Origin of the sequence: Filimonas zeae, assembly GCF_014641615.1 — a bacterium.
In the GTDB taxonomy this organism is placed as follows: Bacteria; Bacteroidota; Bacteroidia; order Chitinophagales; family Chitinophagaceae; genus Filimonas; species Filimonas zeae.
Window position 1 is genome coordinate 1218084 of the sequence record NZ_BMIB01000003.1, and the last position, 24082, is coordinate 1242165.

A 24082-nucleotide genomic window follows, 5' to 3' on the forward strand; every position below is an offset into this window, starting at 1 on the left:
AAATAAGCTGCCCGCAGGCAGCCGGTTACTGTGTTACAAAGTTTTATGCATAAGAGGCACCTGTAAGGCAGCCCCGGTATAGGCAATGGTTTTTAGGATGTTTACTTTATCTGCAATACCCTGCGGATGTGCCTTATCTATATATACCACCTGAACAGTACGCTTTGGCAACATTCCCGTAAAACTTCCCGTTCGTTTACCAATGGTAAGGGTATGGCTGCTTTCCTGGTAGGTGAAAGGAATTTCGCTATAGCTTCCTTTCTCGTAGGAATAATCGCGCCCCTCATCCTCATACAGGGTAAAACTGCCATCGGCACCGCCATATACATATACCCGCAACGTATCCACTTTCTTCTCAGCCACATACTGGCGTTCAGGTCCTGTTGGCAGTATAGCACCCGCTTTTACATACAGCGGCATTTTTTCATAGGGGGCATCGGTTTCTATATGCCTGCCACCATTTTCGTATTGTCCGGTATACCAATTATACCAACCGGTACCAGCAGGCAGATACAAACGGCGTTTTCTTGCTTTGTATTCATACACCGGGTTTACCAGTACAGAAGGCCCCAGCATAAACTGATCGCCAATATTATTCACAGCTGTATCTGCGCTAAAATCCATTACCAGCCCACGCATCAGCGTATAATCCTGCCAGTACGCTTTTCCGGCAAGAGAATAGATGTAGGGCAGTAAACGGTAGCGGAGTTTATTGTAATATAGCATGCTGTGATAAGCTGCATGTGTTTCCGGCGCTATGTTATATATTTCTCTGAAAGGCAACTGCCCATGTACGCGGAACAAAGGCACAAACGCACCAAACTGATACCAGCGGGTCTGCAATTCGCGCCACTCTTCCTGGTCAGCTTCTTTCGGGCGCTCAAAGCGTTTTTCTACTGAAAAGCCACCAATGTCCATTGTCCAGTATGGCAATCCACTCATGCTGAAGTTGATACCTGCGCTTATCTGTGCTTTCATATCCGTCCACCGGCTGGCTATATCTCCACTCCATATTACAGCCCCATACCGTTGCGAACCAGCATAGCCGGAACGGGTAAGCAACAGCACCCGTTTATTATCACCGGTGCCACGCTGCCCTTCATAAATACCGCGCGCATTTTCCAGCGGGTAGGCGTTCAGCCATAGCGCCGCCGGCCCCAGCGCGGTAGGTGTCATCTGGGCAATGCGTTTTTGCGGACTCACATTGGATAATATATCCGGCTCGCTGGCGTCCATCCACCAGGCATCTATGCCTTTGCTATATATTTTCTGCTGTAACAAATTCCAGAAGCCTTTGCGGGCACTGGCGTTAAAAGCATCGTAAAAAGTGCTTACATAGCCCTGTGCTATCCAGTCGCGCACACTATCCGCCACATTACGCCCATACAGCCAGCCTTTGCGTTCAAACTGATTGTAGGCAGGTATGCCGGTATAAAACTTTGGCCATACCGATATCATTATCTGGGTTTTATAATCGCGGTGCAGCTGTGCTATCATGCTATCCGGTTCCGGAAAACGTGCGGGGTCAAAATCCTGACTGCCCCACTCCTTTTCCCGCCAGTAACTCCAATCCTGCACAATGTTATCCAGCGGAATACGCCTGCGCCGGAATTCCTTTACCGCATCCAGCAGCTCTGCCTGTGTACGGTACCGCTCGCGGCTTTGCCAGAAGCCAAACGCCCATTCGGGCATCAGCGTTGCCTTACCGGTAAGGCGGCGGTAACCGGCAATTACACTATCCATATTTTCACCGGCAATAAAATAGTAGTCAATGGCATGTGCTGCCTCCGACGTAAAAGCAAACTGGTTCTGTTCTTCATCTGGTACGGGTGGCAGCCAGCGGCAGGTAAAGTACGATTCCCCGCCATCGGGTAACCATTCTATACGTACATCATACTTCTTATCCTTCTCCAATGGCAGTTCCACCACACCCGCGCCGGGGTTCCAGGCCTGGCGCCAGCGATCGAGCACCAGTTTTCCATCCACCCACATTTTTACATACCCGGCATAGGTAAAATCAAACTTGTGCAGCCCCGTAAAACCAGAGGCAAACGCTCCGGTGTATACTACAAGGCCTTTATCGGGGCGAAAGGCTGCCGGAAAAGCCGCTTTTGAATCACCCAGGAAGGCAATATTAATATCCGATACGGCACTGGTGTACACCAGCTCCTCCGGACGAGCCGGGTTGTTGGCATACGTCTGTGTAAGCCATCCCTCCTTACCCGCAGCATTAAACAACCTCAGATCGCCCAAAGGGCGAAAAGGGCGGATATCACCTACGGTAGATAAAGCGTAATGATCCCACAGCACACCATAGTTGTTGCGGGAAAGCAGAAAGGGCACGGCAACGGAAGTATTGTTCTGAAAAAAACGCACCTGCCGGTGGCGGTAGTTAAACTGATCGTCCTGGTGCTGGCCCAGCCCGTACCAGGCATCATCCGGCTGAACGGCAAAGCGGTTGGTAACTGCATAACAGGGTAATCCATCCGCCACTTGTGGCTGAAAACGCTTTCCTTCCGTTACCTCCTGCAACACCCCTCCCCGGCCTGTTGTGTAGGCCAGTCTTCCGGTGCGCAGGCTTATAGCTACATGCAGGGGGGCGGCATGTATATATATACTGTCTCCTTTTTCTTCGGTGGTGAAAGTTTTTCGTACCTGCGCAGCCGCCACTACACTCAGGCTGCTGTCTGGCGTAACGGTAGTTCCGGGGTATACTGTAACCCGCACAATCTGTGGCTGGTATAATTGTACCCGTACCAGCCTGCCCCCGCCAGCTTCATTGGCAACCGGCGTAACCCATACTGTTTGTTGATCGTCTTTTTTCCAGGTTCCTTTTTCCTGTGCATATAACTGTATCCATCCCAGGCAGGCAGTAAAAGCCCAGGCACGCAGGCAATGTTTCCTCATCAGGCAATTCATTTGGCAACTGTTTACAATCTGTCGTATCCGGTTGCTAAAATACCTGCCTTTTCAGGCAACCAGCGGCGTGGTTTGTTTATAAATAGGGGGTCAAATGTTAACCGGTTTGGGGAGGACGTTTTTTCTAATCGACTGGTACCCAATTCAAAAGTCAAAAGGTAAAAGCCAAAATTCAAAAGGCAGCCCACGCTAAAACACCCATTATCAACTCCCAACTTCCAACTCCACACTCCCTACTCCCCCCTTTCTGAATTGCGCCATATACCCTGAAGGGGTAAGCTGGTATACGGATTTAAAGTAGCGGGAGAAGTATTTGGGGTCGTTAAAACCTACCTCATAGGCTATCTCGGCTATGGTTTTATCCGTCTTTTCCAGGAGCATGGCTGCGCGCTGTACCCGCACACTCCGTATAAAATCCAGCGGCGCTTTTCCGGTAAGGCTATATAAACGTTTGTACAAACCTACCCGGCTCATGCGTAGCCCCCGGCTTAGTTCCTCTACCGAAAAAGAGGCATCACCTATATGGTTTTCTATCAACTCCAGCGCCTCCCGCACCAGTTTTTCATCCGGTGTTTCCACGGCTATAGCTGCCGGAACCGCCGTTACCTGTTTCTGCCACTTTTTCTGCATCCGTACCTGCTGCTCCAGCAGGTTGCGGATACGCGAATGCAGTACTTCGCAGCTGAAGGGTTTTACCAGGTAACCATCGGCACCCGTGTCCCACCCTTTTAGCTGAAACTCCTCATTGGTAAGGGCGGTCATTAATAACACCGGTATACCCGCTGTTCGTTCATCGGCCTTCAGCTTGCGGCACAGGGTTATACCATCCATTACCGGCATACTGATATCGCTGATAATAATATCCGGATGTACCTGCAATGCTTTTTGCCAGCCTGTTTTTCCGTTATCCGCCACTATCACCTCGTAATGGCTCATCAGGTTATCCTTTAAATAAAACCGGAAGTCTTCATTGTCTTCTACCAGCAGCACGGTTACCCGCGCACGAGCAGGCTTTTGAGTGGGCGTTGCCGGTTCGGCCTCTTCTTTTTCCTCTGCTATTACAACAGGTAGTTCCGCCTCCCGCACCTTTACCGGAAACTGCAGGGTAAAACAACTGCCCTGCCCTGGCTGGCTTTGTAACTGAATATCCCCGCCATGCAAATGCATAAACTCTTTGGAAATAGACAGCCCTATGCCAGCCCCCTGATTTACCATACCTGCAGGTAGACCTGCCTGGTAAAAAGGAGCAAATATGTGCTGCTGCGCCGCTGTGCTAATGCCTATACCATTGTCCTTTACGGCTATTTGTAAACAGTTACCCCCATCACCGGCAACCACACTTACTACCACTTCAATAGTACCGCCCGCAGCGGTAAACTTAAACGCATTGGAAAGCAGGTTAAACAGTATCCGCTCCACCTTATCCCGGTCAAACGCCATTACCAGTTGGGGCTGGGTGGTATGAAAACAGAGACGGATATGTTTCTGTACCGATAAATCCAGAAATGAATTCACCGTACTTTCCAGAAAGGGAATGATATTCTCTTCCACCAGATGCAGATGCAACTCACTCAACTCCATCTTCCGGAAATCGAGCAACTGGTTTACCAGATGCAGCAAACGCCTGGCATTACGCTGCATCATTTCTACCTGTGCCTGCTGCATTTTTTTATCGGTCTGCTGCAGCAGATGTTCCAGTGGAGATAATATGAGTGATATAGGGGTACGTAATTCGTGGCTGATATTGGTAAAGAACTTAATCTTCATTTCATTCAGCTGCCTTACCCGGTCTGCATCCCGCCGGGCGGCAGCCAGCGACATACGTGCACGGGTACGGCGGATAATATAGCTGCGTGCCATAACCAGCACCGCTATGCCCACCATCACGTACAGCAGATACGCCCAACCCGTTCGCCAGAAGGGCGGCAATATGGTTAATTGCACACGAGCAGGCACTTTACTCCATGCCCCATCATTACCGGCAGCCATTACCTCAAATACATAAGTGCCGGGTTCCAGGCTGGCAAAGCTTACACTGCGCCCTTTATCCAGCGGCTCCATCCACTCCTGCTGCAACCCCGCCAGCCGGTACCGGTAGCGGTAATGGGCAGGGTTGCCATAGGCCAGTGCAGAAAAACTGAGTGTGACGGTGTTTTGCCGGTAAGGCAACGCTACGGCTGACTGCCAGGCAGGGTTGGCTTCCAGGTTTCCCTTACGGTCAGTGGCGGTAATACCGGTAACTGCTACCGGCACCGTTTCATACCCCGTACGCACCGCCACAGGGTCAATTACATTAAAACCGCCCGGCCCACCAAAAAACAGTTCTCCCGAGCGGGCACGCATAGCAGCATATTTATTAAAGGCCGTACTCTGTAAGCCATCTCCCGCATCATACACTGTTACCTGCGGCGTCCACCCTTTGTCATCCGGTACACAGGTTACCCGCGCCAGCCCGCGTACAGTACTCATCCACATACGCCCTTCACTGTCACCCAGTATTTTTACCACGGCATTATCGGGCAAACCATCGCGTGTGGTAATATTGGTAAAACGCTGCGCGTCCTGGCTTATCATACTTACCCCTCCCCTTGTAGCTATCCACATATTGCCTTTTGCATCCCGGTATATATCATGAATATCATTAAATACCAATGCGCTATTGGCTACCGTAAGGGTACGCCACTGTTGTGTACCCGGGTTGAATATAGCAATGCCTTTGGTGGTGCCCACCCATATTTCACCCGTACTGCTTTCTGCCACACACGATACATATTGCTCCCCCACCTGCTGCTGCAGGTAATTGCCATAATGCACAAAATGCCCGCTGGCTTCGCTATAACAATCCAGCCCTGCCATAGTGCCTATCCATAGTCTGCGCCTGCTATCTTCAAATACGGTAAACACCCGGTTATCGCAGAGGGTGGTGCTATCGCCCGCAGCATGTGTAAAATGCTGTATGCCCTGTGGCGTAATCCTGTTCAGCCCGCCCATATAAGTGCCGGCCCATAGTCGCCCTGCAGCATCGCGACATAAACCTACCACCACATCTGCACTAAGCCCCTGCGCGCGCCGGAAGGTTTGAAAACTTTCCTCCGCACGGTTAAAATAGAGTAACCCGCTGCCGTTGGTAGCTATCCATATATTTCCTTTAGGGTCTTCTACAAAATTGTTTACATCATTAAAAGGCAGTCCGGTACGGGTAAGCGGGTTATACCGGTACAGGCTGAAAGGCAACGCGCCTTTTTTATAATAACAGAACCCGTTTTTATAAGTGCCCACCCATACAATACCATTATCATCTTTGTACAAACAGGTAATAGAGTTTTGCGCCAGACTATGTATATCGCCTTCCTGGCTGGTGAGCACCTGTACCACACCAGTACGGCGGTTTACGATGTTAACGCCGCCATGGTCGGTACTTATCCATATATATCCTTCGTTTTCCGTTACCCCGGTTACCAGATCGCTGCTGATGGGGCTGTTACTACTCCGCGTGTTGTATAAACGGCTCTTCTGTGTGGCGGGTATGTATTCCAGCAATCCCGTATTATCGCCCATGCAATACAGCCAGCAATGCATGGCATTATCGGTATACAACGAATAGCCAATGGCATTCTGCGGGCGTGCAGGCAAGGCCGGCGAGGTATGCAGCAGCTTTGCAGCCCCCACATCCACACGTTGTATACGGCCGTTATGGTATACCAGCCATAGCTGGTTTTCTTTATCCACCGCCGCTCCATCTATCACCGTACCCTTTACTGCGGCTTCCTGTGGAGTATAGGCGGTTACCTTTCCTGCTTTGCGTATATATACCTGCTGCGGATAAATAAAACACCAGGCATCGCCTGCACGCACTACTGCTTTTACACCTGCCGGCAGCTGCCAGGCACGCAGCAGGCTATCTGTTCCGGCATAAAAGCAGCGGGTGCGGCTGTTCATTACCTGCAGGCCTGCTACCGTATACACCCATAGCGTGTGTTCCGGGCCGCCGTAGAGGCCGGTAATCATATCATCCTGTAACGATAATGTATCATTCTGCCGGTGGCGGTATATGGTAAACGCATAACCATCGTACCGGTTCAGCCCCTCCTGGGTGCCTACCCATACAAAACCGTCCTCATCTTTGTAAATAACATTTACCTGATTATGAGAAAGCCCGTTTTCAATACCGGCATGCATAAAACGGATAGCCGCAGCAGCCGGTTGGCTATACACGGTGTTAAGGTAGCTGCAACAGCAGATAATGGCAATAATAGCAGATCGCATATTGAGAATTCTCCCGTTAGTAATGGCATAATACAAACCTTATGAAATTACTTACTGGCGGTTAAACCACAAAGTCCGGCTCTAACGGACTGATTTTTACCGGATAATGAGATACATATCCGGTAAAGGTGTTATATTTACAGGTATCCTTGTTTTTGATTCCGTACTATGCGAACTCTTTACCTGCTCCTGGCAACTGGTTTTCTACCGGTTTTCCAGGCTTGTCATTCACACAATACTGCCACCACCGGGCATCCGGCATGGGCAGATAGTGTTTGTGAGCAAACCACTCGCCGGTTACGAGAAGGACAAATGCAACAGGCTATTCACTGGCTGGATTCTTCTTACGCTACGCTCTCCAACCCCGGCACCACCGATCTGTGGAAAAAGTACAATCTGAAAGGCAGTTATTATACCGATTACCAGCGGGACATTACCGCCCGCTGGGCATGTGTGGATAGTATGGAAATGGTGCTGAAGGGAGCAGAAAAGCAATACCCCTTTGAGTATACACAAACGCAGGTAAAGAAAGGCAGTCTGTTACTACTGGAAAAGAAATATGTACAGGCATTTAAGGTGTATTTTGATGGTAGAAAATTTGCCGAGCAGGAACTGGACAACTGTAGCCTGAGTGAGTTTGATGGTTGCCTGGCCAAGATATGCTACCAGCAGGAGGAATTTCTGAAAGCCATACCCTTTGCCAAAAGAGCGTATGAAGAAATTATGCATTGCCCCATCAGTGATAATTTTTACCAGAGCTTTATTATTCCGCAGGGGTTAATGAATACCATTGCACTCTGTTACGAAAGGGCCAAACAGCCAGACAGTGCCATTGTGTACTACCAGCACGCACTGCAAAGCATTGCCAGCCGGGAAAAGTACTTTACCGGCCGGGAGAATGACATAGCCGTAGCCCGTGGTGTGGTAGAGGGAAATATAGGAGGCAATTATATAAGCCTGCACAACTTTGCCGAAGCGGAGAAACACCTGCGGGAGAGTATCCGTATTAACGACCGCCCCGGCCGTGCTATTGAAGATGCACAAACCGCCAGGAATAAATTAACGGATCTGTTTTTAAAACAGGAAAAGTTTGCCCAGGCCGATTCGCTGCTTACCCAGCTGGAAAAAGACATACTTACCCAACGCGGTAAAAGCCTGGAAGCCGACCAGGTAATTGGCAAATGGATAAACCTGAAATGGAAATATTACGAAAAGAAAGGCGATATACCTAAAGCCTACGAATACATGAAACGCTACCGCGCGTTTGATGATTCTATGGCGCTGGTACGGAGCGCCCTGAAGCATACCGACTTAACAGAGTCTATGAAAGATCAGGAGCATGCTTTTCAGCTAACCCTGTTGCAGAAAAACGGACAGATAAAAACCGCCTGGCTGACAGCTGCTGTGGTATTTCTGCTAATGGCCATTGGCCTTACGGTGGTTATCTTTTATTACCTGAAACGTTCCCGCTATCAGATTAAAAAGCTTACCAGTTTCAACGGCCATATGCGCAGCGCACTTAATGCCCTGAAACAAAGCCAGGAAGAAAACAAAAAACTGCTGAAAATGGTAGCGCACGACCTGCGTAACCCCATTAATAACATGACCGCCATTGCCGATGTAATGCTGGAAGAACCCAACCGCAGCGAAAGTGATCGCCAGCTGCTGGAAATGCTGAAAACTTCCGGCAACAATTCATTACAATTGGTAACCGATCTGCTGCATACCAATGCCCGGCAGAACCTGGAAAAGTCTCCGGTAGATATGGAGCAGCTACTACACTACTGTGTAGAAATGCTGATGCACAAAGCCCAGGCTAAAACCCAGAAACTACAGCTGCAAACTATACCTGCCACCCTGCTGTTGAATCAGGAGAGCATCTGGCGTGTATTCACCAACCTTATTACCAACGCCATCAAATTCAGCTCCCGCAACGCCACTATTACCGTACGTATGGAAAAGCGCCCCGGCGAAGTATTAATACAGGTAATTGATACCGGATTAGGCATCTCCAGCGAGATGCAGGGCAAAGTTTTTGATATGTTTACCCGCGCACAACGCAGAGGCACCAATGGGGAAGAATCCTTTGGTATGGGTCTCAGCATTTCTAAACAAATTGTGGAAGCGCACGGCGGACGCATCAGCTTTGAAAGCGAACCCGGCAAAGGCAGCATCTTTTGCGTAACCCTGCCAGACAATGCTGTGGCAGAATAATCTCCGCCTGCCCGGCTACCCTGTATTCCTGGCTTCTGCTTTAGGTTAGGCGTGCCCGCTTTGGGGTACACTCCTGATAAAACAGCCCCTGAAAATTTGCGGCTTTCAGGGGCTGTTGCCATACCAGTTAACCCGGTTATTTCACAGAAAGAATAAACTGCTTCATCCGTTCAAGTACCTCCGGTGCAAAGGTTTCGCTCAGTTCACTGTACTCATTGGTAGCACACGTAACGCAATGCTGGTACAGGTGGTTAAGGCCCGGCACCTGCCAGGTCTGTATCAAGCCTGCAGGTACATAACGCTGAAAACCTTCCAGATTAGGAGTAGCCAGCGAAATAATGTCCCTATCGCCATTAATGGCCAGTACCGGCACTTTAATCAACGGAAATACCTGAGAAGGCTCGTAAGTCATAAACCCACGGTACCAGGGGCCTGTAGCCTGGCTCAGGTACCTCTCAAACGGGTAAAAGAAATGATCTGTTTGTTTTTTATCCAGCGGCGCAATGAAGGCGCTGTCGTCAGCCTGCCATTGCCGGTAAGCTGTACGCATGCGCTGCTCCAATGCGGTATCGCTGGCGTTTTCATATACAATCTCAAACAAAACTTTATTTACCTTATTAAAACGTTGCTTATTCACTGCCGTAATAGGCGAGCTGTTTACAATGGCTTCGTTCTGCAACAGCAATGCTTTCATACCTGTAATACCAACGCCGGATAAACTGATAATAAAAGCCACATCCTTCGATTCTGAGGCGGCTATGCTGGCAGCTGCGCCGCCTTCACTATGCCCGATCAACCCGGTTTTAGCAGCATCAATTTCCTTACGCCCCTGCAGGTAACGGATACCCGCCAGTGCATCTGCTGCAAACTCACGGGTGGTGGTATTAAAATAGTTCCCAGTAGTTTCATTCACCCCACGGTCATCTACCCGCAGCACCGCAATGCCGTTGCGAGACAAGTAATCAGCTATTACTGCAAACATAGGATGCCCTGCCATGTTTCCATCTCTATCCTGCTGCCCGGTACCGGATACAATCACCACAGCCGGATGCTTTGCACCCTCCTTAGGTATCGTTAGTGTTCCACCAAAATGGATGCTGCTGTCTGCATTGTAATACTGCACATTCCCGCTGGTATAGGTAAACGGAGCCTTAGGCGTTTGCGGCAATACCAACGGCTGCATAGCGCTAACGCTGGTGAGCACCAGTGGCTTGCGTACCGTATCTTTCAGCAGGTAACCATTCAGTTCCTTACCATCTGCGGAACGTTTTACATAAAAAGTACCGAAGTACAAAGGCCCCTGTACTATAAGCGTATCGCCTTTTTTGTACAAGGTATCGGCCTTTAGCTGCCAGATACTGTTTTCGGGAGAGGTAAACCACGCTGCTTTTAACCCGCCCTGCTTTGGAACGGCTGTAAGCAGTATGCGCTTAGCACCAATCTGCCCCTGCCAGTGTATGCTATCTGCTGTAGCAGGCTTGCTGCTTTTACTGCCCTTTTTAACCGGAGGCTGTTGAGCCCTGCCATTTATTATACAAACTGCCATTACAGCGGTAATAAGTATCTTTTTCATATCCTGTCTTTGCTTGTATTAATCAGCTTTACGCGCCATTTCTACCATCATGCTTATTTCATCAGCCAGGCCGGTTGGGCTACCCATATAACCTACATTGGCAAATACCAGCTCTCCCTTAGGGTTAATTACCACTTTAAAAGGTATACCGGATGTACGTATTTGTTTGGCATACTTAGCATAGGTTTCTTCACCATTATCAAACAGTACACGGAAGTTGTTATAGTTCATCTGCTTCAGAAACGCTTTCACCTTGTCTTTATAATCCGCAACATGTTCCTGTGTATCTACGTAAAAGAATACTACGTTGGGGTCTTTGGCAAACTTCTCCATAGCCATTTTCATACCTGCCATGCCTGCCTTGCAAGGCGCACACCAGGTGGCCCAGAAATCCAGCACTACCACTTTCCCTTTCAGAGAAGACAGGCTTACGTTACCTGCATTCATCTCAGGCAATGTAAAATCAGCCGCCGGTATATTCAGCTTGTTTTTCGCCAGTTCTTCACGCATCAATTCCAGTGTATGTGCATCTTTCAACGATTCCAGGTATTTATCCACTTCCTGAGCATTAGCGCCCGGATGCTTCTCCAGATAGCTTTTCTTTAATCTGCTGATCATGCCTCCTGTAGCCTGGTTTAACCGGATACCCTGTATCAGCACTTCATGCATTTGTTGTATATCACCCTTCTTTTCCAGTGCCTGTACCTGTACATCATTTACTACTGCACGGCTGTATTGATAATACTGTTGCGCCGTAGCAGCATATTTCAGTGCAGCATCTACATTGCCCATTTCCAGTTCTATAGCCGCCTGAACATAAAAATCCGATTTAAACAAACTTTCCAGATACACCGGCCATTCCTGTGGTGTGTAGTACCAATGACTGCGTGGCTGATGCGTTTTAAAATACTCCAGCCGTTGCATAACCGCCGCAGCCAGTGGATATACCTGTTTAGCAGGCACCGTTTTCCAGGCATCATAAGGAATGTCTACTCCTTTATAATACACTTCACCTAAACGATCTACGGGTGCAGTACCTATAAACTGTATTACTGTATCCATTTTCTGCCCCGCAATAGCAATGGCAAACAAAGCACGGTACAATTTATCGTAATCAATACCCAGCATGATGTTACCATCATACAGGGAATCCTGAACAGGATAGTTCTGTAAAAATTTCACGCTTTTATTCAGGATATTTTCGCTGTTACGATCGGCAAACACTTCTTTATAAGCACGCATTCTGGCAATGGCACCATCAGGATACTTTTTCAATATTACTGCCGCCACAGAATCGGCCGCTGTAGTATCCTTTGCAAAACGTTGCAACATCAGCATCACTTTCAGCAGCAGCTTCTCATTTGCCTCAGGATAGGTACCCAGTATGTTAGCCGCTTTACGTGCGGTAGCAGCAGCATACTCCTCTCCTTTAAAACGCTGACCCGCCTGCAGGTACGGCAACACCAGCCGCGGACGTGCATTGGCAGCATGACGCAGTATTTCGTTGCTCAGCCACATATAGGTAGCTGTATCGCTGATGGTATAGTTTTGAAAATATCCAGGCACTGACAAACCATAAGAAGGAGAACGCAGTAAACCGTACCCTGCTTCTGCCCCACCGGCCATAGGCCCTTGCGGCGTATAAATCATCCAGAAAAAGCCATTATCGTAATTGTTATCATAATAAGTACCATCTGTAAAACGGTAGGCAGTAAAACCGGCATCGCCCGGCACCTGCCATTCAGCCTGCCAGGTAGTATCGTTTACTTTTTTCATAGGCAGGTCATACGTATGCCAGCGATACAAGGTATCGTACATGTAAATATCACCTTTTACAAAAGCCGATTTCTGCAAAACCGTATCCGGATGATATTCGATGGTAATTTTACTACCACCCACCGGACGCTGCGGTTCAATATTAAACCTGCCCGACTGACCCAACCCCGCCACCGCAGAGAAACACATTAATATACTTGCAATTCTTTTCATATCAACTCGTATAAAAAACCGCCGGCCGTATACTACAACCGGCGGCTACATGAGAAAACCAACCCGATAACGGGCTTCAGGATATTGGAAACTAACGGGGATTCTGTTCTATTTCCGGGTTCAGCCTGCGGTTATATTCCGATATAGGAAATACATACCGGTTGCTGTTCCGCGCTAAAGTATACGTGGTTCCATTGAATCTTCTGGTAATAGTAGTCTGGAAACGTGCTTCGCTGTTAAGTCGACGCAGATCCCACCAACGCAGCATACGGCAGAAAAACTCACGCTGTCTTTCCTGTATCACCTTTACCAGCGCATCATCTGCATTGGTAGCAGTTAACGCTACATAACTACCTTGTTTGATACGCTTAATGCGTAGCTGATTTACCAGATCCATAGCTGCATTAGCGCTACCTGTACGGGCTAAGTACTCTGCTTTAATCAACATCATTTCAGGTACTGTAACGCCCACGTTCCGGTTGTTATAGTTACTGACATTACCCTCCATAAAAAAGAAGCGGCCACCTGCATCGGTATAATCAAAGGAAATGTTTTCGGGTGTGGTAGTATATAGATTATAACGCTGATCATCATCTCCCAGCACATGCAGCAACGTATCACTTAAACGAAAAGTGGCCGGACCGTATGTGGTACCGCTATAACCGCGCGCCTGCTTTGCCAGCAGAATCTCCGGGTTATTAAAATATTGCGGGTAAGACATAGCAGGATCCGTAACTGTACTTAAATCCAGTACTGTAGCTTTATAAGCCAGCGCACTATCCGCATAACGGGCCGCACTGTCGTACATATTCATATAGAAAAAGCACCGGGCCAATACACCATAGCCGGAGGCTTTGGAAGGTATAAAGCTGAAGTTCTGCGTAGGTGGTAATGATGGAATAGCCCTTCTCAGATCAGAGAGAATCTGATCATAAACAGTCTGTACCGATGCACGTACCAAGGGCTGCGTAGTGGTTTGCACCAATACCAACGGCACACCCAAATCTGCACCGGCAGTAGTGCGGTTATAGGGTTTGGAATATACATTTACCAAAGACAAATATGCATCTGCCCTATGCACCAATGCCTGCGCAATTACCGGCTCCTGCTGCGCCGGTGTAGCATCATCTACAGTAGGCACTTCATTCACAATAATATTGGCAATGGTTACCGAGTTATACAAATTAGACCAGGTATAGTCCTGATAATTTGCGGAGGCAATAGCATAGATGGTTGGCTGCCAGGTATAAGCATTCATGTAATAATCGTACGACAGCGTGTTGGCAGCCAGCTCTTTCTGCTGGTTGCTTCCATCTACCAGTTGTATATCGTCCGATGCATAATCGCAAATAGACGGGCCTGCTGCGAAATTGCTTGTAGAATTCAGTAGCAGCGAATAGTTATCCAGTTTGCCATTCACCAGCGCGCCCTGCGTTTTAATATCAGTATACTTGCTACAGGCGGTAAGAAATATCAGTGATAAGCCTGCGAGTTTTACACCATTGATTGTTCTCATATTTGCAGGATTAGAAGTTAACATTTAAAGAAAAGTTGTACGATCTGGCAGCGGGCAGCGAGCTGGTTCTTGCCGGAGAGGCCAGAAAATCAGGATCATACCCTTCCTTATTCGCCCTCCACAGTAAGCCCAGGTTGCGAACCGTTGCTGTAAAGCTCAGGCCTTTAGCAATATTACCAAGCAGTGCTTCGGGCAACTGATAGGTAAGCGATACCTCTCTGAAACGGATATAATCAGCTGGCAGCACATTAGCATCAGAATTCTGGAAGCGGCTTACGCTGTAAGAAGAATAGCTGGGCGTTCCAATACCCGGAACGTTTGTAATAGCTTCATCACCCGGCTTCTTCCAGCGGTTGGCAATAATGCCGCTTACATCATACACCTGCCTGTAAGTGCTGTAAAAATAAGTGCCTATAGCAGGTTTCATAAACACGTTTCCAAACTGGTAAGTAAACAATGCATATAAGGTAAGCCGTTTGTAACGTACAGATGTATTAAAGCTACCAAAGTAAGGAGCAACTGTACGGCCGGCATACTTCATATCTGCCAGATAAGCTGCCTGATGAATAGCAACCGTATCACCATTCTTATTGTAAATTCTGGTCATGCCGGTAGCGCTCAACCCTGCATTCCTGTAAACCATCAGTTTATCCATAGGATATCCGTTAAGAAAGCGGATGCCGTTGGGCAGGTAGTTGTAGCTGAATGCTGAGTACAGGGTAGAATCCATTCTGGCGTCAGTAATCTTGCTGGTATTATAAGCAAAAGTACCTGTAACACTTACCGTCCATTTGCTATCATTATACACCTGAGCACGCAAACTCATATCTACCCCCTTATTATACATAGAAGCTGTATTCCTGTTTAATACAGTCAGATTGCCTGAGTAAGCAGCGTTTATAGGTAAGTCATAAAGAATATCCCGGCCATTTTTTACATAATATTCTACTGAACCACCCAGTTTATTGTTCAAAAAACCGAAATCAACCCCCAGGTTAGTCACATATGTTTTTTCCCATTTTAACTGAGGATTGGCCAATGCAGTAAGGCTGGTATAAGGTAAACCGGTTTGCCAGTCGGAAGGGCTGACTGAGAGATTGGTATAAGGTGTTCCGGAACCAATATTCCCGGTAACACCGTAAGTAGCTCTTACACTAAGGGTGCTTAACCAACCCGTAGTGCTCTGCATAAATTTTTCCTTGTACAAATCCCATTTTGCACCTGTAGACCACATAGGAGTGGCACGGTACTTTCTGTCCAGTCCAAAGTTATTATAGTCATCGTACCGCAAACTACCCGATAATGAATACTTACCATCCAGTGTATAAGCTACATTGGAAAAATAAGAAAGGAAACGGCGTCTTTTGTCTGATTGGTTTGGAGAGCCTCCCGGATTATAATTTGCAGGACCGGTAAGCCCCTCATACGAACTATTAATGTTCATCTGCGGAGCATTGCCGGTAGCCATATCGTACCCCCACAACGTGAAAGCACCCTGACCTATCTGAGATTGTCTTAATTCGGTGCCTGCAATAGCGTTAATCTGGTGACGCTGGTTAATAGTACGGTCATAAGCCAACTGCCCACGCACGGCGTAGTTATTGGTTGTGGTATTTACGATCCCCAATGCACCATAGCTACTGGTAAAGTTGAGTGAGTTAGTGGCTGAATTTATTGGCGTAAACTGATTTAACAATTCACGCATGCGAAAAGACTGCGGATCCTGATACTCTCTTAACTCTCCGAAAGAACGCTCATTGGTATACATAACAGAGCCGGAAAGACCTCTGTATACCGGTACTTTCAATTCAACGTTTACTACATAGTTATTATCCTTCTGCACATTATCTCTCAGGCGTTGCTCCTGCAGATAATCATATTTCCAGGAAGGTCTGCCCGGCATTAATGAATTAATAAAATCCGGATTATACCTGTTTCGGGCAATGCTGTTCCCATTATTATCTACCAGTTGTTCATACGGCATTAACACATAAGGAGAGCTTAAGCCATACAATGTATTAATATCAATACCATTATTAGCATACTTAAAAAAGGAACCTTTAAAACTGGTAGTAAGCGTAGCTACCTTAAACAACTTCCAGCTGTTATTCAGGGTAAGTGTTAACCTTTCACCAATAGTTCTTTTAATGTTTGGCTCTTCTCTGCTATAGGATGCAGAATAGTAATAGTTGGAATAGGCGTTACCACCACTTACAGAAAGATTGTATTGCTGGTTTCTGGATGCCTGTAAAAGATACTGCCCTATTTGTGAACGGTTATCGATGCTTTTCAGCGAATCGATAGACTTGTTGTAGGCTGCCTGGGTAATGGTTCCTGCTTTCAACATCAGGGCAAGTGCACCACCCTGATGCGGGTAAAGGTTATAACTAAACACATTGTTAGACAGGGCTGCGCTGGTTAACAGATTACGGTTTACCAATTCGGTTTCGTAATCAATCATCTGTGCAGCATTCATTACGCGCAGATAATTCAAATCCGGCCTCTCTGCAATATTAAACCCTGCCTGAAAAGAAATAGCCGGAACCTGGTTTGCGCGTCCTTTTTTGGTAGTAATAACAATAACGCCATTGGCACCACGCACGCCCCATATAGACGCAGCGGCAGCATCTTTCAGAAAAGTAATGTTTTCTATATCATTGGGGTTAAAAGCAGAGATATCCAAATCTGTAATGGCACCATCCACTACTGTTAGCGGATAGTTTTCTCCACCTAATGTGCCCGTACCCCGGATAGTTGTAGTATAGTCGTTGGTTCCCACCGTACGGGTAACACTTTGCAAACTTTTTGTGTTACCACCTCCATAAATAAAGCTCCGGTCACCAGACAGTACATTAATCTTAACACCAGGCACCAAACCTTCCAAACGCTGTATTACGTTAGGAACCGGTATTTTTTCCAGTTCTTTTGAACTGACGGTAGCAAAAGAACCGGTAGCTCTTTCTTTAGGCAATTGCTGTAAACCGGTGCTTACTACAATTACTTCGCTTAAAGAACTTTTGCTATCGGGCAGCATTTGCACCACCATTTTGTCAATGGCCTTAACAGCCACCCGCTGCGGTGTAAACCCAACATAAGTAAACACCAGAGAATCAGATACTGCAACATTGGCAATCAGAAAATCACCTTTATCATTGGTTTGACCTCCATTGTTAGTGCCTTTTACCCATATATCTACGAAAGGTAAAGCTGCACCATTCAGGTCGGTAACCATACCTCTTAAAGTAAACTTCTCCGGGCTCTGTTGTCCGGCACTGGTAACTGCCTCCTTAACTGCCTCAGCAGGTTGGTTGTTATTATTATTGAAGAAGCTGGCGCTTCTGCTTACAATGGAATAAGCGTTATTGCTTACATATAAAAAGATAAGATTGTTGGGGTACAGAATATTCTTCAATACTTCCGCTGCCGTTGCGCCTTCAAGCGCCTGTGTGGTGGTAAATTTTTTGTCGAGCAGACTGTGCTCATAAGCAAATTTGGTCCCGAACTTTTTCTCTACCGCTTCCAGTGCCTGCTTCAGGGTAATTTTCTTCTCCTGCTGCGCCTGGGCCGTTACTGACTGTGTTGCTACCGTTTCAACAAACAATAGCAGCATACACAACCGGAGTACATAAACAGTTGTTCTTGTCATACTTTTTTCTTTTTAAATCAGCAGTTTGGGCAGGTGATTACCTCGATCGCAGGTATATCACGTTTCCCTGTCTTTCTATATCGGCATTCAGAATGTTGGCCAACATGAACAACAGATTATCATCTGTTCCTATGGAAATAGTACCGTCTATAGTCTTTTTGGCGAATTCCGGATTGTCTAATACAATGCGGTATCCGTAAGTATCTTCGTAGTTGTCAATAATATCCTGCACACTCATGCCGGTGGCAATAATTTTACCATCTGCCCATGCCTGCGGCTGATTGGTCAATTTGGGTATCACGGTTGTTTCAGCAACCCCTTCACCAAACTTAATCACCTGTCCTTTGTTCAGTATCACCGGCTGTTGCTGCCCATTGCCGCTTACCTGTACGCGCCCTTCCAGCAGCGATATGGCTACCTGTTTGCGGCGTTCTTTAATATTAAATGTAGTACCCAGTACCTGCACCTGTAAATTGCTCACATACGCAGTAAAACGTTCGCCAGCCTTACCTGCCGCCACGCTGCCGGATGTTACTTTAAACAATCCCTCACCGGTTAACCATACTTCCCGCTTATGCCAGGTAAACGCACGGTAATAACTCAGCGTAGAGTTGGCGTTAAGGGTAACGACACTATTATCGGGTAAAGTCACTTGCTTTCTTTCGGCCAGCCGGGTGGTAACGGTTACTTTGGAGTTAAAATACCAGGCCCCTGTACATACCAGGGTTACACAGGCAGCCGCTGCTATTGCTAAAAAACGCAGGCGGGTAATATTCCCTTGTTTTCTTTCGGCATCAGCTATACTTTCTCTTATTCCCTCCAGCACCAAAGCCTGCGATTCTGCAGAAGGCACAATACGCTCCGCAGTATATACGGCGCGCAGGTAAGCAGCAGCTTCCAGATAAGCAGCAGCGCTGGCAGGATTGCCTTTCAGCCATTCTGCCCATTGCTCAGCCTCCGGCGTATGCGGATGCCGGATATGCGCTATAAAAGCATTGCTTTCTAAAAACTCAGCGGTAGTATAACTGTTGTACTTCTCCACTCAACTTGCAGTTTTAAACGTGCCCTTATACCTGTAAACAGAAAAGGGAAGTTTTTTACCCCACGGCTTTTCTACTTTTTTTAAGAAACACGTATATATTTTAAAATACAATACCTAACCAGGCATTTCACAGGAAGATAGGATTTACAAAGCCGATATTTAATAAGAGAGGGGGCTTATGAAAAAAGCCAGATACGGCAGGCGGCCAGCAACAATAAAATATCCTTTTTGGGTAACTGCATCAGCTCTTTCAATGCATCCAGCGCACGGTAATTGAGCTTATAAATACCTTTAACCGATATATCCATCAGTTCAGCAATCTGCTCATAGCTCATTTCTTCAAAATAGCGGAGATAAAGCACTTCCTTTTGCCGGCCGGTAAGCTGGTTTAAGGCATCCAGCAACCGTGGATCGGGTTGGTTGGCGCGTTCGCCACCATCCTGTGTGGTAAAATGAAGGGTAAAAATGCCCGGCTCATCTATACTTTCTACAGGAGTACGGGCTTTTTGCATACCTGCGTTAATAAGCAGATGTTTAAGGGAAGCCAGCAGATAATACTTAATATTATCTGTAACGCTGATGGTACCACGCCGCAGCCAGAGTTTTACAAACAAGTCCTGGATAGCATCTTTTACCACCTCTTCATTATCCAGCTTCCGCATTCCATATTCATACAGATTACGATAATAAAAGGCATAGATTTCCTCAAACGATTGTTTATCACCGTTTAAGAAAGCCTGCCATAATAGTTGATCGTTCTTTTCCAGGAGGGTAAAGATAGTACATACCGGCTATTGCATTTTAAAATGCCTGCCCAGGCTACGCCGGTACTTCTTCATATACTCCGATGGATTTACGCCAAACTGCCGGTGAAACTGCTCCCGGAAATACTTAATATCACTGATGCCTACCACAAAAGCAATTTCATTAATATTCAGGTGACTGTCAATCAGCAACATGGCAGCTTTCCGTAGCCGTACAAACCTTACAAAGCCGTTGGTGGAGTAATTGGTGGCGGCCTTTATTTTTTTATACAGATTAGAAGTACTCATACCCATTTCTTTCGCCAGCACTTCAATGGTAAAGCCCGCATCGTCCAGATGTTCTTCTATAATAGCTGCACAACGTTCTATCAGTGCTTTATCTTCTGCAGAAATGCGGCCATTATTAATATGATGGGTAACCTCATCAAACAGATACTGCTGCACCTGACTGCGGTTACGTAATAGTACGCCTACCCTTGCCCGCAGCAACTCGGCAGAAAAAGGCTTAATTACATAATCATCGGCTCCCCCCTCGGCACTCTGCAATTGTGTATCGGCAGAGCTGGTAGCTGTTAACAACAGCAGTGGTATATGCGCCAGGCTTCTTTCGGCCCGTATCATTTTACAAAAGGTAACCCCAGATATACCCGGCATTACAATATCGCTTACGATAATATCCGGCACCAGTTGTCTGGCCATTTCAAAGCCTATGGTACCATTCTCTGCTTCATAGGTAATACACTCTTCAGCAAACATATCCTGTATATACCTGCGCATTTCTGCATCATCATCCACTACCAGCATTACCGGCTTACTACTGGCCAGCGCGGGCAAAGCCGCTTGTTTGGCAGATGCTTTTGCTACCGGCTGTGGTTTTTCAGGTAACACGGCCGCAGCGGTAACCGGCGTAGTTTCCACCACCATATCTGCAGCAGCAAAATGTTCTTTGCCGGTAAGGAAACTTAGTGTAAAACAAGAGCCTTTGCCAGATTCGCTTTGCCAGGTAACCCTGCCATGCTGTAACTCTGTAAAATATTTTACCAGATACAAACCAATGCCAAAGCCGGGTTTGGAAGTAATATCGTTGCCTTCGGCACGGTAAAACTTATCAAAAATACGCGCTCCTATTTCCGGTGTAAAACCATAACCGGTATCCTGTACCGATAAGCAAATGTATCCCCCCTCTTCCCTTACCGCCACCACCACGCGGCCGCCGGCAGGCGTGTACTTGAGCGCGTTGGAGATAAGATTGTATAACGATACTTCAATCTTCTCCCTGTCAGCATATAACTCCGGCTTCTCCCCCACGGCTTCAAATACATACTCCAGCTTTTTACTTCTGGCCTCATGCACAAAATACTGATACACCTCCCTGCACAGGTCTATTACAGATATGCGTGATACTGCCAGTGAACCTGCTTCGCTTTCCGCTTTGCGGAAAAGCAACAACTGATCTACCAGTCCCAGCATACGTTTGGCGTTGCGCTGTACTACCTGCAACTCATCTCTTATACCTTCAGAATCTTCTGTGTTCAGCAGCGACTGAACCGGGTTTATAATTAACGTTAAAGGCGACCGGAATTCGTGCGCTATATTGGTAAAGAAGGATACGCGCTTCTCGTTTATCTCCCTCTCTTTCAGCGCCAGTTCTTTTTCCTGTTCGGATATCTGCCGCTGGTTATCCGCAATCTGTCGCTCTTTTTCTGCAATCAATATCTCTTTCTGTGCCCGTTCTCTTTCATTCCTGGCGTTGATTTTTTCAACCTGTACTTCATACTTTAACCACTCCTGCCTTTTTTTATAGGTATGCACCAGATATATACCACCGGAAACCACCAGTACATATAACATATATGCCCACCAGCTGCGGTACCAGGGCGGCAGCACCACAATTTCCAGCACCTGCGTTTCTTTACCCCATTCGCCTGCCCCGTTGGTAGCTTTTACCAGCAACCGATAAGTGCCTTCTGTTAAATGGGAGTAGTTGCCAGACCGGCGTTTATGCACGTAGTTCCAGTCTTTATCCCAGCCTTCCAGGTAATAAGCGTATTGTATTTTACCGGGTACAGAGTATTCCAGCGCCACATAATCAAAGGCAATGGTAGCCTGGTGAAAAGGCAGGGTAAGCGATCCCCTGAAGCCATCCAGCGGCGAGCCGTTTACCTGCATACCGGTAAGGTATACGGGAGCTTCGGCAGTACGTTCCTTCATCTGCTCAGGGTTCAGTACCGTAAAGCCGTTAATACCACCAAACAGCAGTTCTCCGTTATGCAGCTTCAGGGCAGCATTATAATTCCATTCGTTACCTGGCAACCCATCGGCCTGATAGTAGTTTGTAAACACCCGGGTAACCGGATCAAACTCTCCTATACCATTATACGTAGCTATCCAGAAATGCTGGGCGTGGTCGGTAAGGATATTCAGTACTGCGTTATTACTTAACCCTTCCTTTTCGGTAAGTCTTTCTTTAATGGTGCCGCTCTTACGGTCGAACAACAGTAATCCGCCGCCTTCTGTTCCTACCCACAAATCGTTGTTGGCATCTTCTGCCATGGCACGCACTGGTTTACCAATTACATAGCGGGTATACTTCTTCGCCTTTTTTTCTATACGTATTAACTCGTTAAAATTACCAGCCCATAACTGACCGGCCTTATCTTCATACAAGGCAATTACATCGTAAATAAATCTATCAAACAGTACAAACCGGTTCAACGTCTTATCCAGCAGGTATAACCGGCCATTACGCACCGTACTGGCCCACACATCCCCATCTTTGTCCTGGTAAATGCGCCATACGTTTTTATCTTCCGCTTCGCTGTTGTATAAAGGGTAGTATTCAAAGCGGCCGTTACCTCTGTAACGGTTTACCCCGCCACCGAACGTACCCACCCATATATTTCCCTCTTTATCGCCGGTAATACCGGTTACAAAGTTGGCACCGAGTGAGCCAGGGGCGGCAGAATGACTCATGTGGCTGAACCGGTTGGTTTGCCTGTTCCAGATACTGATACCGTTACCATCGGTACCTACCCATATATTCTTTTCTGCATCTTCATAAAAACTCAGCATAAAATCGCTCACCGGGCCTTTGCTGGCATCCGGGTCGTGACTTTTATTTACAAACACCGGTTTATTGTTATCCCATAAGTGAATACCGCCCCGCAGGCTGCCTATCCACATACGCCCCTCGCGGTCCTGCTGCACCACCGTCATAGCCCTGCTGGACAAACCGGCGTTAAGCGTATCGCTCCGGCCTTTGTTCCATATACCTGTGGCGGGATCCAGTATGGCGATACCGCCTCCGTCAGTCTGCACCCATAACTGCTGGTCTTTGTCCAGAAACACGCTCATCACCACATTGCTGTTGAGTACACCGGAAGCCTCGTTGTAAAAAGCGGTATACCTGCCTGTTCTTATATCAAACCGGTGCAAGCCGTTTTCTGCTCCTATCCATAAACTACCATTGCGGTCCAGCACCATGCTGTTGGCATAACGCAGGCTGCTATCTACCACCAGCACGTTATCACCTTTATACACACACAAGCCCTGCCCGGTAACAAACAGCCAGGCCGCTGCCATATTTTCTCCGGCTATGGCCTGCACATTGTATTTACCAGTGGTTTTGTTACGCTCTTTCAACAGTACCTGCCGCCCTTCTTTGCGGCCATTGTCAAACACTACAAGGCCCCGTCCGGCGGTGGCCACATACACTGCATTATCGGTACGTACTTTAATGTCGCTGATAATAATATTAAAAGGAAGCAGCTGGTTACTTAGCTTATCACGGTATTTGGGTAACCGGAATAATGCGCTATCCTGCCTGTACACACATAACCCCTCCTTGGTACCAATCCACAGCCGTTCTGACTTATCAGCCGTAATACAATTAATGCGGTTGGATAAAAGAGAGGTGCTATCACCAAAAGTGTTGCGGAAAATTTTAAACGCATAACCGTCGTAACGGTTCAGGCCATCATTGGTACCAATCCAGATAAAGCCTCTTCTGTCCTGATAAATACTGGTAACAGAATTGTTACTCATGCCATTCTCAATACCCAGTTCTGTTAACGGCACACCGGGTTGTGCATACAGTAACAAAGTCTGTAAACAGTATCCAACAAGTAACAGGCAAGCATTCTTCATATAAGCA

10 protein-coding genes are annotated in these 24082 nt (G+C 47.2%); 1 reads left to right on the forward strand and 9 read right to left on the reverse strand.

Going from position 1 to position 24082, the window contains the following annotated elements:
• Positions 1 to 33: 33 nt before the first annotated feature.
• Both IEY13_RS17985 and IEY13_RS17990 read right to left on the reverse strand, forming a co-directional pair.
• Positions 34 to 2907 (reverse strand): glycoside hydrolase family 31 protein, encoded by a 2874-nt coding sequence (locus IEY13_RS17985; RefSeq protein WP_188954656.1) that lies wholly within the window; start codon positions 2905 to 2907, stop codon positions 34 to 36.
• A 216-nt stretch (positions 2908 to 3123) separates the two neighbouring features.
• Positions 3124 to 7185 carry a hybrid sensor histidine kinase/response regulator transcription factor gene (locus IEY13_RS17990; protein ID WP_188954658.1) on the reverse strand — a complete coding sequence of 1354 codons (4062 nt, stop codon included), beginning with the start codon at positions 7183 to 7185 and terminating at the stop codon, positions 3124 to 3126.
• A gap of 168 nt (positions 7186 to 7353) precedes the next feature.
• On the opposite strand from IEY13_RS17990, the gene IEY13_RS17995 reads away from it, so the two are divergent.
• Positions 7354 to 9399, forward strand: a complete 2046-nt coding sequence (locus IEY13_RS17995) for an ATP-binding protein (RefSeq protein ID WP_188954660.1) — start codon at positions 7354 to 7356, stop codon at positions 9397 to 9399.
• Positions 9400 to 9535: 136 nt separating this feature from the next.
• Here IEY13_RS17995 and IEY13_RS18000 read toward each other — a convergent pair whose 3' ends face one another.
• The 7 genes from IEY13_RS18000 to IEY13_RS18030 all read right to left on the reverse strand — a co-directional run bounded on the left by IEY13_RS18000 (position 9536) and on the right by IEY13_RS18030 (position 24075).
• Positions 9536 to 10972: an alpha/beta hydrolase family protein gene (locus IEY13_RS18000; protein ID WP_188954662.1), complete on the reverse strand. Its 1437-nt coding sequence runs from the start codon at positions 10970 to 10972 to the stop codon at positions 9536 to 9538.
• Positions 10973 to 10990: 18 nt separating this feature from the next.
• Entirely contained in the window at positions 10991 to 12961 is a 1971-nt protein-coding gene (locus IEY13_RS18005; RefSeq protein WP_188954664.1) for a TlpA family protein disulfide reductase, read from the reverse strand.
• A 91-nt stretch (positions 12962 to 13052) separates the two neighbouring features.
• Positions 13053 to 14477 carry a RagB/SusD family nutrient uptake outer membrane protein gene (locus IEY13_RS18010; RefSeq protein ID WP_188954666.1) on the reverse strand — a complete coding sequence of 475 codons (1425 nt, stop codon included), beginning with the start codon at positions 14475 to 14477 and terminating at the stop codon, positions 13053 to 13055.
• Between the two features lie 10 nt (positions 14478 to 14487).
• Complete coding sequence (locus IEY13_RS18015) at positions 14488 to 18123, reverse strand: SusC/RagA family TonB-linked outer membrane protein (protein ID WP_188954668.1); 3636 nt, start codon at positions 18121 to 18123, stop codon at positions 14488 to 14490.
• A 37-nt stretch (positions 18124 to 18160) separates the two neighbouring features.
• Complete coding sequence (locus tag IEY13_RS18020; RefSeq protein WP_188954670.1) at positions 18161 to 19165, reverse strand: FecR family protein; 1005 nt, start codon at positions 19163 to 19165, stop codon at positions 18161 to 18163.
• Positions 19166 to 19341: 176 nt separating this feature from the next.
• A complete protein-coding gene (locus IEY13_RS18025; protein ID WP_188955039.1) occupies positions 19342 to 19944 on the reverse strand; it encodes an RNA polymerase sigma factor in 603 nt (200 codons plus the stop codon).
• Between the two features lie 12 nt (positions 19945 to 19956).
• Positions 19957 to 24075 (reverse strand): hybrid sensor histidine kinase/response regulator transcription factor, encoded by a 4119-nt coding sequence (locus IEY13_RS18030; RefSeq protein ID WP_188954672.1) that lies wholly within the window; start codon positions 24073 to 24075, stop codon positions 19957 to 19959.
• Positions 24076 to 24082: the final 7 nt, after the last annotated feature.

Excerpts from the sequence above, each read along its gene's own strand:
- IEY13_RS17985 (WP_188954656.1), bottom strand. The coding sequence starts at position 2,907 with ATGAGGAAACATTGCCTGCGTGCCTGGGCTTTTACTGCCTGCCTGGGA.
- IEY13_RS17990 (WP_188954658.1), bottom strand. The coding sequence starts at position 7,185 with ATGCGATCTGCTATTATTGCCATTATCTGCTGTTGCAGCTACCTTAAC.
- IEY13_RS17995 (WP_188954660.1), top strand. The coding sequence starts at position 7,354 with ATGCGAACTCTTTACCTGCTCCTGGCAACTGGTTTTCTACCGGTTTTC.
- IEY13_RS18000 (WP_188954662.1), bottom strand. The coding sequence starts at position 10,972 with ATGAAAAAGATACTTATTACCGCTGTAATGGCAGTTTGTATAATAAAT.
- IEY13_RS18005 (WP_188954664.1), bottom strand. The coding sequence starts at position 12,961 with ATGAAAAGAATTGCAAGTATATTAATGTGTTTCTCTGCGGTGGCGGGG.
- IEY13_RS18010 (WP_188954666.1), bottom strand. The coding sequence starts at position 14,477 with ATGAGAACAATCAATGGTGTAAAACTCGCAGGCTTATCACTGATATTT.
- IEY13_RS18015 (WP_188954668.1), bottom strand. The coding sequence starts at position 18,123 with ATGACAAGAACAACTGTTTATGTACTCCGGTTGTGTATGCTGCTATTG.
- IEY13_RS18030 (WP_188954672.1), bottom strand. The coding sequence starts at position 24,075 with ATGAAGAATGCTTGCCTGTTACTTGTTGGATACTGTTTACAGACTTTG.